This is a genomic window from Pseudoalteromonas sp. D15MCD-2, from assembly GCF_038562745.1.
GTDB lineage: Bacteria > Pseudomonadota > Gammaproteobacteria > Enterobacterales > Alteromonadaceae > Pseudoalteromonas.
In genome coordinates this window covers 2,211,577-2,225,562 of record NZ_JBCFQE010000001.1, presented here as the reverse complement: position 1 = coordinate 2,225,562, position 13,986 = coordinate 2,211,577, and the positions used below count along the sequence as shown (strand labels likewise).

The window sequence follows — 13,986 nt, the reverse complement described above, 5'->3', positions numbered from 1 at the left end:
TAGTTACGAGTGCCACCACCAAATTGTGATTTGAATTGTTTTGTTCATTGTTATTGCTTATTTAACGTGTCTGAAAGTGCATACAGTAAAGCGTACCTGAGCCGATACTGTCAAGCATTAATTTACATATTAGTACGAGTTCGGCATTTACCCATCGCAATTGCCCATTTATGAGGGTATATATGTCTAACCTAAAAAGATAATCACGCCTTGGCACTAAATTTTTGTTATACTCACATCATTGATTCAAGAACTTACGTAAAGCAGTCTTTCCCTTTGATAAAATACGATTTACATAGCCACACCACATACTCAGATGGTCAGCTATCAGTCGAGCAATTGTTACACCGCGCGGTTGAGAAAAACATAGATGTGTTCGCAATTACCGATCACGACACATTAAATGCGATAAAACCAGCTCGCCAAGTCATTGCAGATGATAATTTACCGCTTAAATTAATTGCTGGCGTTGAAGTATCAACAAAATGGGAAAGCTTTGAAATTCATATTGTTGGTTTAAATGTTGATGATGAAAATGACGCACTGTTGTCATTGTTACAGGTGCAACAAGCCAAGCGTGAAGAGCGCGCTTTAGAGATCGGTCGTCGCCTTGCTAAAAATGGTTTTGAAGGCATTTACGACCAAGCAAAAACATTTGCTGAAAACGCACAGATCACACGAGCGCATTTTGCCCGAGCGCTGATTGAGCGTGGTGTTGCTAAAAACTTTCCTGGGGTATTTAAAAAGTACTTAGGGCGAGGAAAAACAGGCTATGTACCAAGTAGTTGGTGTGATATGCAAACCGCAATTGCTGCCATTCACCAAGCCGGTGGGGTTGCCGTTCTTGCTCATCCTGGGCGTTATCAAATGTCTAACAAATGGCTACGTAAGTTAATTATTGAATTTAAAGACGCAGGTGGCGATGCGATGGAAGTTGCACAACCACAGCAAGCACCCAGTGAGCGCCAGTTTTTAGGTGAACTGAGTCGTGAATATGGCTTACTTGCGTCACAAGGGTCAGATTTTCATTTTCCGACCAGTTGGTTGGAGTTAGGTAAAAATTTATACTTACCAAAAGATTGCCAAGGGGTTTGGCAAGCATGGGAAGGGCAATAGGAGCGTGTAATGAGTCAGTTTTTTCATATTCATCCAGATAATCCGCAACCACGCTTAATCAGCCAAGCGGTTGATATTATCAAGCAGGGCGGTGTTATCGTATACCCAACCGATTCGGGTTATGCACTTGGCTGTAACATTGGTAATAAGCAAGCAAAAGAGCGCATCGAACGTATTCGTGGTATTGAAAAACACCATAACTTTACTTTGGTCTGTCGTGACTTATCAGAGCTATCTACCTATGCTCGTGTTGATAATCAGTTATTCAGATTAATTAAAAATAACACCCCTGGGCCTTATACTTTCATCTTTAAAGGCACTAAAGAAGTACCAAAGCGTTTATTAAACGAAAAGAAAAAAACCATTGGTATTCGTGTTATCGAACACCCAATCACCTGTGCTTTATTGGCTGAATTAGGTGAGCCGTTAATGTCGTGCTCTTTAATTTTACCGGGTGAGCAATATACCGAGGCTGATCCTGATGAAATTCGCGATCGCATTGAAAAGCAAGTTGATTTAATTATTCATGGTGGTTATCTTCCTGAACAGGCAACCACAGTAATTGACTTGTCGGATGATGATATCGAAATCTTACGTGTGGGTTGTGGTGATACTAAACCATTTGAGTAGAGACTTCATTGACTAGCCCAGAGCTTGACGCGCCAGATAATTTACAAGAGCCAGTACAGCAAAAGCTGCCACTGGCTTTTTTGCATGGCAAAGCGGTGGTTGATAAACCTGAAGACTTATACATTCCACCCGATGCGTTAGAGATCATTTTAGAAACCTTTGAAGGTCCTCTCGATTTACTTTTGTATTTAATCAAAAAACATAAACTCGATGTATTAGAGCTCTCTATTTTTAGTATTACAGAGCAATACGTTAGTTATGTTGAAATGATGAGCGAGTTTCAGCTTGAACTGGCTGGTGAATACCTTGTGATGGCGGCGTTATTAGCACAAATTAAATCACGATTATTACTACCAAAACATGAAGAGCTTGAAGAGGAAGAAGACCCTCGAGCTGAGCTTGTAAGACGTTTACAAGAATACGAACAATTTAAAAAAGCCGCAGAAAATCTTGATGAGATCCCTCGCGAAGGCCGCGATATCTTTGTTGCTGAAGCACTTGTGCCAGAATTCAGTGAACGTGAGGTACTGTTACCTGACGTTGACATGAAAGACCTGTTAGTTGCGCTAAGCGACGTTATGGCCCGAGCCAAAACATTTGAACACCATCATATTACCGCAGAAGCCTTATCGACCCGTGAACGCATGAGCTTAATCTTAGATAAACTCTCAGAAGCTCAATCACAGTTGCCTTTTAGTACTCTTTTTACGGTAGAAGAGGGCAGAAGTGGTGTTGTCGTTAGCTTTATCGCCATGTTAGAGCTGGTGAAAGAAAACCTGATCAGCTGCTTTCAAGTTGATGCCAATAGTCAGATTTATGTTGGTTTGGTGGAAGAAAGCGAATAGCTGGAGGTTAATAGCTTTAAGTTTTAAGCGGTAAGTCTTAAGTTAGCTGTCATAGTAATACCAATCCGCAATAATACTTAATCATTTTGAGGGATTAAACCTGTCGCTATCTGCGTTAAAAATTTCTGATTTAGAACAACTAAATAACGAAATTTTTGCCTTGCTATTAACGAGGTTTTATTGCCTCAAAATAGATCACTTAATTAAGCGAATTGGTATAAACTGAAAATATAAGGAAAGCAGATGCATAGTAAACACTTTACAATCAAAACCATGACCAAGAAGGAAGTCGAACTCATGATTGATTGGGCTGCAGCAGAAGGTTGGAATCCAGGCCTTAATGATGCAGAGTGTTACTTTGCAGCTGATCCTGAAGGGTTTCTGGTTGGTTTTCTAGACGATGAACCTATTACTACAATTTCTGCCATTAATTACCATAATGCATTTGGCTTTATCGGCTTTTATATTGTTAAACCTGATTACCGTGGTAAAGGTTACGGAATGCAAATCTGGAATGCCGCATTAAAGCGTCTTGAAGGGTTGAATATTGGCCTTGATGGTGTGGTGGAACAGCAAGAGAACTACAAAAGGTCTGGTTTTAATCTGGCCTATCGTAATATTCGTTTTGCAGGAGTAGGTGGTGGTAGTTCACCACAAAATTCAGATATTGTTGCTCTTAATGCCGTGCCATTCGAAATTATTGACGCATACGAACAGGCTTTTTTCCCTGCTAATAGAGCAAACTTTACTAAAGCATGGTTAAACCAACCCCAGTGCGACGCGTTGGGCGTAATGAGCAATGGGAAATTGGCAGGATACGGGGTAATTCGCAAATGTCAGAATGGCTTTAAAATTGGCCCTTTATTTGCCGACTCACCAGAATTGGCCGAACCTTTGTTCCTTGCTTTAAAATCTAAAGTGAGTGCATCTGACGCTATTTTCCTTGATACGCCAGAAATCAATCAAGCTGCTGTCGCTTTAGCACAGAAGTACAATATGCAGGTGTCATTTGAAACTGCCAGAATGTATACCAACGAATCTCCGAGTTTACCATTAAATCGTATTTTTGGTGTTACTTCTTTTGAAATCGGCTGAGTTAAATTCTATAGCTATTCAATTTCACGAGATGTTCAAAGCTCGATTAAACGCTAGTAAGAGCTTGTTAAAATAAGCGCTCAAATTCATCCAAGGACGTATTTTGGAAATTAGAAAACTGAACTCACTGCGAGCTTTAGCTGCGCTCATTGTCTTTTTCACTCATTTTAGCGATATAACTAATTGGCTTGGTGGTGTGTTAGGAGGGGGCTCAGGGGCATATGGGGTGATGCTTTTCTTTCTTCTTAGTGGCTTTTTGATGTCTTATCTATATATAGAAAAAGGCTTTAACAAAGATAATATTGTCCGCTATTTTTCTGCTCGCTTTGCTAGAGTTATTCCTCTGTATTTAGTGGTTGTTCTTGCCTCTTAATTGTTATCGAATAATGGTAGCTCTGTTCTTTATAACATTCCTGATACCGAGACCTTAATAGCCCATTTACTGTTTATTTATGGCGAAAGTGTTCTGTGGTCAATACCGCCAGAAATACACTTTTATTTTATATTTACACTTTTTTGGGCAATGTCGAAAAATAGATCAGGGTATATTTATCTTTCAATTTTAGCTGTAATGCTATTGTTGTTCTTTACAAATTATCCACGTATTTATGGTGATATTAATGGTGTTCCATACAATCTGTTTAGTGTATTTAGGACATTACCCTTCTTTTTTGTCGGGGTTATGTTGGGTATGAACTATCGTTCATTAACTATTCCATATTACTTGCGAAAACATTGGTTTGTATTAACGCTTGGTTTTATTCCTTTGCTGTACCCTGCATTTTCTCCCATAAATTCTGCTGATAAGGTAAGAATGTGGTTGAGTTATGAAGTTCTGCTTGTAATGAGCTCTGTTTTCTTTTGTGTTGTTTTCCTCGTGCCAGACAATAATGTATTGCTCGCTAATCGATTTGGTGATTTTATCGGGAAGATATCGTACTCGCTTTACTTGCTTCATATGCCAATTATCGCAAAGGTGAACCAATTAGACGTGTCAATTGAGCTAAAACTCTTGCTATCTCTGCTGCTGAGTGTCATTGCAGCAGCAATTTCATATCAATTTTTTGAAAAGCCAGTAGCAAATTTAATTCGCAGAAAAGTATCTAATCGGCCAAATTCAGCCACCAGCCAAGCTTAGCGGAACTACATTCGTTTTTTACTGAAGATACAATTTTAATGTTGCGGTAATAAACTCTCCATAAACTGCTAGCACCTAACACCTTTTGTCTTTTTCCTTTCCCCTTACAACTTTACCCTTTCCCTTGGTGTGCATATATGCACAGAAGCTGTTCGTTTTACGCTATTTTCATTATATAAGCCGTCATTTAAGATGTATCTAGTTTCACGATTCTCATGGGAAATGAGTATGTTAAAGAATTCAAAGTCAAGTTATGGCTGGGTGGCCATCTTAGTACACTGGTTAATGGCACTTGGGGTGTTTGGTTTGTTTGGCTTAGGCGTTTATATGGTTGAGCTAACCTATTACGACGCTTGGTATAAAGGCTCATTGGACTTACATAAAAGCGTGGGTATTACCTTAGCTGCATTATTGTTGTTTCGTTTTGGTTGGCGCTTATTAGGCACCCAACCTGAGCCTGTTGCAGGTAGTTCAAAAGCAATGAATCGAGTTGCACACTCAGTCCATAAACTAATTTATTTAGCTTTAATTGTCATTGTGACATCTGGCTATTTAATCTCTACGGCTGATGGCCGTGCAATTGAAGTATTTAATTTATTTGCTGTACCGGCATTACCCGAGTCGGTCGCAAACCAAGAAGATATTGCAGGTAAAATTCACTTTTATGCCGCGTATGGGCTAATAGCTGTGGTTGTTTTGCATGCTTTAGGGGCACTAAAACATCATTTTATCGATAAAGATAAAACCTTAATTAGAATGATCAAACCATTGAAGGATGATTAACATGAAAAAATTACTATTAGGCACAGCACTCAGTGCTGCACTTTTCTCAACAGCAAACGCAAATGCAGCTGACTACGTTATTGATACAGACGGTGCACACGCATTTGTAACTTTTAAAATTAAGCACTTAGGTTACAGCTGGTTACATGGTCGTTTTAATACTTTCTCGGGTGATTTTAGCTATGACGATAAAGCGCCTAATGCATCTAAAATCAATGTAACGATTGATACTAAAAGCATCGACTCAAACCATGCTGAGCGTGACAAGCACTTACGCGGTAAAGACTTCTTAAATGTTGATAAATACCCAACTGCAACATTTAAAAGTACCTCAATCAAGTTTGATGAAGACGGTGACGAAGCAGATGTTACAGGTGAATTTACCTTAAATGGTGTAACCAAAACCATTACTTTTGAAATTGACAAAATAGGTGAAGGTAAAGATCCGTGGGGTGGTTACCGTGTTGGTTTTGAAGGCGAAACAAGTCTTAAATTGACTGACTATGGTATTGACTACAACCTTGGTCCGGCTTCAACCCATGTTGATATTGGTTTATTCATTGAAGGTGTACGTAAGTAAGCACCGTTAATACGACCGCCAATTCGCATAACTGTGGGTTGGTAAAATTAAAAGTGCCGCTTAATGAGCGGCACTTTCGTTTCTATCTTTTAATCTCTTTTCTAAAATGGGCTGCAAATTATCGGGTAGCCAGCGAACTAAAACATCATGAAAAGCATCTGTATGAGCGATTTTCTCAAGAGCTTCATCTAATAATTTTACCGTTACTTCACCTTGCTTGTTTATAGTGCAGCCTATATAGCCAATGCTTAACGCCGGAGCTTCAGTAAGTGATAGTTGAGTTAAGTCATCTTCAAAGCCCATGGAATGAGCCAAGTAATAATGTTCGCTAGGGTAGCCAAGTAATATATCAATACGCTTTTTTTGTAGCATATAAGTTAGGCTTGCGAGGGTGTCTCTGCCGGGGCGTGAGATAATATTAGCGTCATGACTTTCGTTAATAACTTTGTCGATATTTGCTCCAAAAGAGCGGCTCATAGAGACCCCTAAAGCAAGGTTTTCGGCTAGTAATGATTTAAGTGACACAGGTTTTGTTGAGTCTAGCTTAAGTTTTGTTGCTAACTCTTTACGTATTGCAATAGACGGCGACAAACCAACAGTTGATGAATGTTCAGTAAACTGAATATGCTGCTTGCGGTGCTCGCTTTGATATAACGACAGCATACAGTAATTATTTTGTGGGTTTGATAGTTCATGCACAGCACGACTGGCTGGCAATAAAGTGCGTTTAAATGAAACCTCAGGCAGTGCTTTTTCTAATAATTTGATCACACTTTCATCACGACCTGTGCCTTCATATTTATCATGCATGATGTAGTAGGGGGCAAAATCAACCATGATCCACTCAATGGCTTTAGGTTGCTTATTTGCATAAGCTGGCAAGCAAAAAAGTAATAGTAAAATAGACCACACACTACGCATAGTTACTACCTATTTAGGAACTAAAATATAAGTGTAGCAGGAATATAGGCTTATGTGGCTGGTGGTGAAAACTAAAACGCCAGCTTGTTGGCTGGCGTTTATCGGTAGGGTTTAGTTGGCTTTTAACCACTTCACAAATTGGCGTGCATCACTAGCCTTTTGGAAGATGGCATTTTTTAAGCCCTGCGTGTCACTAAAAATTACACGCTGTTTATTTACCGAGATTGATTGCACTGGATGTGCGATCTGGATCAAAGATCCGTTGTATTTATATGACATAATAAAACTCACTTTTTCTTTTGTCTGTGTCTGTAGAGCTTTAATAGGCATTTAAAAAATACAGACCGACATTTGTTGTCTTGCTAACAGTGTCGACTAAGTTTGTGACAGTTTGGTGATGATTTGAAAATTCATCAAAATGTCATTTAGTGAACAAGCTGCAAGTATTTATACGAATATGCGGGAATTACTGGATCAAGGTAAGGGGTTAACCGCGTGGTTTCTAAAAACCAGACAATCAGAGTACTGTAAGAATCAATTAAGCGCAAGGTTTATTTTTTAAACATCAAAAATAATCTCTGGATGTTTAACAGAAACAGGCGTATTGTGATTAGGCACAAAATAACAATAAGAAGTATGCTTATGAATTACCTTTTGGTATCAGATATATTCGGTAAAACAGCGCATTTATCGCTGCTTGCTCAGCAGCTTCGTGGTAAAGTGAGTCTTTGTGACCCTTACATGGGGGAAATTCAGCTCCCCATAAATGAGCAGTTTCAATATCAACATTTTATGACTCAATGCGGCCATGACAGTTATTTTGAGCTAGTACATTTAAAAATGGCTACTATTCGTCAGCCAACCACGATTATTGCATTTAGTGCAGGCGCAGCTGCCGTTTGGCGAGCTCAAGCAGAGTTAAAAAATTCATTTATTAAAAAAATTATTGCGTTTTATCCATCACAAGTTAGACATCACCTAGAGCTTGAGGCTAACGTTCCTTGTCGATTTATTTTTCCTCACAGTGAAGAGCATTTTGATATTAAGCCAGTGATTGCTTCATTAAAAAGTAAAGCCAAGGTGAGCTGTGAAATAGCCGACTATGGTCATGGGTTTATGAACCCGCTATCTGAGAATTTTAATCAGCTCGGTTATCAGCAATTTACCGAACAGCTATTAAAAGAGTGTTGTAACTCAGAACTTGTCCCCAACGATTAAAAAACTGGTCTATAGTCATTACTAAACAACAATATAAGTAATGACTATGACGGACCAAACAAATTACAGCCACTTCTTATCTAACCCGGTTGCTAAACCACCTTGTCGAATGATCAACGCGCAAATGTATGGTTTTTTTGTGTCTGGCTGCGAGCAAAAAATGCAGTACTATGTTGATGCAACTTTAAATCTACTAGCAACCGAATCAACCTCGTTTAATGTGTTAGGGAGTACTTGTTTACTTACCTTCACTGATATCGAAAAAATTTCTTCATTAACGCCACCGTTTTCAGAGCATGGCTGGATGCAAGAAACCGATATTATTATTTGGCTGCCGGTAGCAAAAATGCAAGATGGTGATATTAGCCATTTATATTGGTATCCGGCATTTATTAGCGTCAATAACATTTATGCTTTGATTAATGGCCGAGAAGCCTGGGGCTACAATAAATACCTCTGTGAATATCAAATGCCTGCGACTGTGAGTGATGCGGGCGCCTTTAGTATTTCTTTAGAATGTTTTGATGTGTTTAACCCAGACTCTAAATTAGCAATGCATGAGCTATTAACCATTGAGCAAACACAGGCAAGTACCAAGGAAAACCTACTCGATAACTTATCGCATTTTTCTAAACACGTTACCGATTTGTTTGATGCGCAAATTAAAGGCATTGATTTATCGCTTCTTAAACAACTGTTAGACGGGTTTATTCATCCGCAGATGGATCAGATTTTGTTTAAACAATTTCCCGATGGCCAAGGAGATAAAGCCGTTTATCAAAGCGTGGTTCACTCACCATCGTTAATCAAAAAAATTCACCAATTAAAACTTTTACACAATGATTTTAGTTTGGATGTAAAAGCTCTTGCGAGCTTTCCTTTGAATGACATGTTTGGCATCGCACTTGGCAAACAAGCAGTTCATTTACCTTTTTACGTCAATATGGATTTTGACCAGCTTGGCGCAACACAACTGTTACCAGCACAGGGGTAACCATGGAAAAAGAAAAAATCACCATTGTTGGTGGCGGTGTTGCAGCGATGACTGCGGCAGTGTATTTAACCGAGCAAGCTAATTGGCAAAGCCAGCGCGAAATTACCGTTTATCAACAGGGTTGGCGCCTTGGCGGTAAAGGGGCGAGTGGCCGAAACGTCCATTTTGGACAGCGCATCGAAGAGCATGGTTTACATGTTTGGTTTGGCGCCTATGTGAATAGCTTTCGCACCTTAGAAGGGGTGTATAACTCACTCAATCGACCTGCAAGTTGTTCATTAGCTACTTGGCAGCAGGCATTTAAACCACACAGTTTTATTGCCTTACAAGAGTTTATTGATAATGAATGGCAAACTTGGCCGATAGATTTTCCTACCGTTGAAGGCAACCCCGCTGATGGAAGCCTAGATATAACAGTGTGGGACTTTGTTACCATGACATTAGCATGGCTAAAAAAGTGGACCGAAGGCATTGAGCATGTTTGTCAGCAGCAAGATGCTAAAACCATTTTAGTGACTAAAAAATCACGGGATCAATCGTTACTCAAACACATGTATCAAGAAATCAAAGCAGACATTGATACCCATTTAAATGGCGCAAAGCAGTTTATTGATGATATTGAAGCAGGTGCAACTGAAATTGCCTCGAACCCACGAACATTGATAACTCACTTGCTGCAGTTCACCGAAAAGCAGGCTACCCATACAGATAAGCAGGCCGATCGGCTGGTGATTTGGTACATCGTCAGAAAGTTAAAACGTTGGTTTAAAGACCAAGTTATTGATCTACTAGATGACAACCCAGAGCTGCGCAGACTTTATATTTGTGCCGATCTTGCGATTGCAATGCTCACAGGACTGATTAAAGACAAAGTATATCGCGACGGTTTTGGTGTCATTAATTGCTACGATTTTCGTCAGTGGCTCGAAAAAAATGGTGCGAATAAAACTTACAGCGTCGATTCAGCGCCAGTGCGCGGCTTTTATGATTTGGTGTTCGCTTACCCTAAAGGTGACTTTAGTAAACCCAATGTTGAAGCAGGCGTTGCCGCCCTTGCTATGCTACGTATAGGTCTTTGCTATAAAGGCGGCGTGATGTGGAAAATGCAAGCAGGCATGGGCGATGTTATTTTCGGACCAATTTATGAACTTTTAAAGCAGCGCGGTGTTAAGTTTAAGTTTTTCCATCAGTTAACTAACTTATCTGCTGGGCAAACTGCCCAAGGTGAGCCGCTGGTGAGTGAAATTGAGCTTTGCCAACAGGTGAGTTTAGTTGGCCAAGATTATGACCCGCTCATTGATGTAAAACAGCTGCCATGCTGGCCAAGTGAGCCACTGTATGAGCAAATCAGCCCTGAACAAGCGCACTTATTGCAAGAATATCAAATTAATTTAGAGTCATTTTGGAGCAATTGGCCCGAGGTGTATCAAGAACACTTTAGCACCCCCTTGCCAACAGTGACGCTTCGCCATGGTATTGATTTTGATACACTGATTTTAGGTGTATCGGTTGCCTCTCTTGAACACGTTGCCTCTGAACTTTTAGCTGTAGATTACGCGCTTTCTCAACAAGCAACAAAAGTTCAAAGTGTGGCGACTCAAGCTTGCCAAGTATGGTTGAATAAAACCGACCCACAACTTGGCTTTACGCAAACTAATGCTGCTCACGAAGGGCCTATTTTAAGTGGCTTTGTCGAGCCGTTTGATACCTGGGCGGCAATGGGTAACTTACTCGATAAAGAAGATTGGCCAAGTGAAAATGCGCCAGTGAACATTGCCTATTTTTGCAGTGCGTTTAGCTGCGAAAACTACCCACCTGCCAGTGCACATCAATTCCCTGAGCAAATGAAAGCCGAAGTAAAATTGAATATGCATAATTTGTTTAGCTCAGATATGCGGGCACTTTGGCCTGAAGCCTATATTGATAACAAGTTTGATTGGCAGGTATTTTACAGTGATCCGCATAGCATTTTACCTGTTCTTGAGCAGCAATATTGGCGCGTTAATGTCGATCCCAGTGAGCGCTATGTCTTATCTGTGGTTGATTCGAGTAAATACCGCCTGGCTACAGATGGCAGTCAGTTTGTTAATTTGCGCATCACTGGCGACTGGATAAAAACCGGGGTTAATGCAGGCTGTGTTGAGGCTGCTGTGATGGCCGGTATGCAAACAGCGCGGGCAATATGTGGTTGGCCAAGCGAAATCAGCGGAGAGCATGCATTCGAAAAAGGTTAGTGTGAATAAAGTTGTAAAAAAGTATGCGTATAAGTCATGAAATTACATGATTTATATGCGACTTTAATCTATTGTTTGGTCTATACTTACCACTAAATTACAACAATTTAACAAGTTTCCCTCTTTTAAGGTCTAAAAGCCAATGAAGCGTCCTTTTCTTAAAGATCCTAAGTTTATGATGTTGTCGAGCACCAGCTTGGCGGCATGTGTAATGGCAAGCGCTGTTGCACAAGGAGCTGAGACTGAAAAAGACATGGAAGTTATTAGCGTTTATGCACAAAAGCGTCTGCAAGCAATTGAAGACGTGAGTGTGGCGGTAAGCCAAGTGAATGGCGAAATTTTAAAAGCTCAGCATTTTAAAGATTCAACTGAAATTGGTTTGTTTGCGCCAAACGTTAAAATTACCCAAAACGCTGCAGAGGGGACGCCTCCCGCTGTCAGCATCCGTGGGGTGGGGTTACTTGATTATAATACGGCGAATACTTCACCTGTTGCCATGTATCTTGACGGCGTTGCGGTGGGGTCTGCCAATAATCAAATTGTTAACTTGTACGATATTGAACAGCTCGATATTTTACGCGGCCCGCAGGGTACCTTGTTTGGTCGTAATTCTACCGGTGGTGCAATACTTATACGCTCAAATCGCCCTGAGTTTGATAGCTATGGCGCGTTGACATTAGGTGTTGCCAATAACAACGCCACCAGCGTTGATGGTATGTGGAACCAACAACTATCAGATTCTAGTGCATTGCGAATTGCGGTTAACTATCAAGACTACGAATACTCAACAAATAATATCTATGCAGACTCGCCAACAGCAGGCATGGAGCAAAAAAATGCCCGTGTGTCTTTTTTGTCTGAGTGGGATGACGTTGATCTTTACCTGCAAGCGCATATTGAAGATTGGGATGGTATTGCCCAGCCAGTTGGTAGTATTGGTATTGTCGCGAACCCTTTAACGGGTGAGCTGTGTTCACCAGCAGATGCGGGCTCAACACGCTGTTTTGATAACTTTGGTTTTAATGATGGCAGTGATGACTTCTTTGCTGTGAGCGTCAATAACGACTCACCTCATAAATCTGATGGCTACGGTTTTATCGCCGAAGTGAATTGGCATTTTAACGAGCAAAGTACATTTACCTCACTTTCGAGCTTTAACAATTTAGAGAGAAGCCATGCCTTTAACTGCGATGGCTCGCCAGCTCGTTTGTGCGAAGGAGTATTAGGGTTAGATACTCAACTATTTAGCCAAGAATTCAGGTTATTAAACGAATTTGCTGATTACACACTCACCAGTGGTGTTTATTTTGCCGATGAGACGATTGAGCAAGATAATCTAAATGATATTTTGCGTGATTTCCGGGGTATTTTACCGACAAATTTAACCGCGACCTTTATCTACGATAACGAAATCAAGATGCAAAATTTGGCTGTATTTAGCCAAATTGAAGTGCCTGTCGCAGATAAATGGATGATCACAGCCGGTCTTAGATATGACTATGAGTCACTTGAATATGACTCAATCGCCACGTTAAATGCGGTGGTTGATGTGAATGACTTAGACGGAGTGCTTGTACCATTTTATCGCGTTACCGATGAGCAATCAGACAATGGCTTTACTGGTCAATTTGCCGTTAATTATCGCTATTCAGATACAAGCAATCTTTATTATCGTTTTGCTAATGGTAGTAAAAGTGGTGGCTACAACGGCGGCTTTTTGTCATCTGAAGAACAAGCAATGTTAGCAAACTACGGTAAAGAGCGCTTAAATGCCCATGAAGTTGGCTTAAAGTCGTTCTGGCCTGGCAAGCAACTTAGAATGAATTGGGCGGCGTTTTACTATGACTATAACGACCAACAAGTGTTTATGAATCAAGCCTCAGAAACACCGCAAATGCCCCCAGTGCAATTACTTGAAAATGTGGCTGACTCAACTATTTATGGCCTTGAAACTGAAATTAATTACCAAGCAACTAAACAATTAGCCATGCTACTTTCAGTTGGCTATATCCCTCATGCTGAATTTGAAGATTACGTTGACCCACTTGGCAACAGTATTACCGATAACCAACTGCCGTTTACCTCTAAATGGAATGTATCAGCGGGATTAAAATACGATACCAGCTTGGCATCGTATCCGTTATCGGCCAACATTATTTACGATTATCAGTCTGAGTTTTATTTTGACCAGAACATGAATCCATATGCCCGCCAAGACGGCTTTAGCATTGTTAATGCGCATCTAAAATATGATGTTGATAATTGGTCATTTACTTTATGGGGCAAAAATTTATTTGATACTGAATACAGTCAGTTAAAGTTCGATTTAAGTTCGTTCCTAGGCATGCTTGAAGACTTTAAAGGGGAAGGGCGTCGCTATGGCTTTGATGTTTCACTGCAATTCTAGTCGTTGCCAACTCCACGATGGTACA

The 13,986-nt window shown here is 40.3% G+C and carries 11 protein-coding genes and 1 pseudogene; 11 read left to right on the top strand and 1 reads right to left on the bottom strand.

Going from position 1 to position 13,986, the window contains the following annotated elements:
- The first annotated feature begins 276 nt into the window (after positions 1-276).
- The 7 genes and pseudogenes from rnm (at position 277) to AADY36_RS10125 (ending at position 6,187) form a co-directional block, all read left to right on the top strand.
- Positions 277-1,116 carry an RNase RNM gene (gene rnm, locus AADY36_RS10155; RefSeq protein WP_054561232.1) on the top strand — a complete coding sequence of 280 codons (840 nt, stop codon included), beginning with the start codon at positions 277-279 and terminating at the stop codon, positions 1,114-1,116.
- A 9-nt stretch (positions 1,117-1,125) separates the two neighbouring features.
- Positions 1,126-1,746 carry an L-threonylcarbamoyladenylate synthase gene (locus AADY36_RS10150; RefSeq protein ID WP_055021149.1) on the top strand — a complete coding sequence of 207 codons (621 nt, stop codon included), beginning with the start codon at positions 1,126-1,128 and terminating at the stop codon, positions 1,744-1,746.
- An 8-nt stretch (positions 1,747-1,754) separates the two neighbouring features.
- Entirely contained in the window at positions 1,755-2,591 is an 837-nt protein-coding gene (locus AADY36_RS10145; protein WP_054552922.1) for a segregation and condensation protein A, read from the top strand.
- A 243-nt stretch (positions 2,592-2,834) separates the two neighbouring features.
- Positions 2,835-3,686, top strand: a complete 852-nt coding sequence (locus tag AADY36_RS10140) for a GNAT family N-acetyltransferase (RefSeq protein WP_342408942.1) — start codon at positions 2,835-2,837, stop codon at positions 3,684-3,686.
- 103 nt (positions 3,687-3,789) lie between these two features.
- A pseudogene (locus AADY36_RS10135) lies at positions 3,790-4,824 on the top strand (acyltransferase family protein).
- 228 nt (positions 4,825-5,052) lie between these two features.
- The gene (locus tag AADY36_RS10130) at positions 5,053-5,607 is read left to right on the top strand and encodes a cytochrome b (protein ID WP_054552924.1); all 555 of its coding nucleotides are present in this window, start codon (positions 5,053-5,055) and stop codon (positions 5,605-5,607) included.
- Position 5,608: 1 nt separating this feature from the next.
- Positions 5,609-6,187 (top strand): YceI family protein, encoded by a 579-nt coding sequence (locus tag AADY36_RS10125; protein ID WP_054561236.1) that lies wholly within the window; start codon positions 5,609-5,611, stop codon positions 6,185-6,187.
- Positions 6,188-6,247: 60 nt separating this feature from the next.
- On the opposite strand, the gene AADY36_RS10120 is transcribed toward AADY36_RS10125, so the two are convergent.
- On the bottom strand, positions 6,248-7,108 hold the full coding sequence (locus AADY36_RS10120; RefSeq protein ID WP_342408941.1) for a hypothetical protein: 861 nt from the start codon (positions 7,106-7,108) through the stop codon (positions 6,248-6,250).
- Between the two features lie 642 nt (positions 7,109-7,750).
- On the opposite strand from AADY36_RS10120, the gene AADY36_RS10115 reads away from it, so the two are divergent.
- From AADY36_RS10115 to AADY36_RS10100, 4 genes are all read left to right on the top strand, one after another.
- Complete coding sequence (locus AADY36_RS10115; RefSeq protein WP_055198726.1) at positions 7,751-8,326, top strand: hypothetical protein; 576 nt, start codon at positions 7,751-7,753, stop codon at positions 8,324-8,326.
- Between the two features lie 46 nt (positions 8,327-8,372).
- Positions 8,373-9,320, top strand: a complete 948-nt coding sequence (locus AADY36_RS10110; protein WP_152968920.1) for an acetoacetate decarboxylase — start codon at positions 8,373-8,375, stop codon at positions 9,318-9,320.
- 2 nt (positions 9,321-9,322) lie between these two features.
- Entirely contained in the window at positions 9,323-11,554 is a 2,232-nt protein-coding gene (locus tag AADY36_RS10105) for an NAD(P)-binding protein (RefSeq protein ID WP_342408940.1), read from the top strand.
- A 142-nt stretch (positions 11,555-11,696) separates the two neighbouring features.
- Entirely contained in the window at positions 11,697-13,961 is a 2,265-nt protein-coding gene (locus AADY36_RS10100; RefSeq protein ID WP_342408939.1) for a TonB-dependent receptor, read from the top strand.
- The last annotated feature ends 25 nt before the right edge of the window (positions 13,962-13,986 follow it).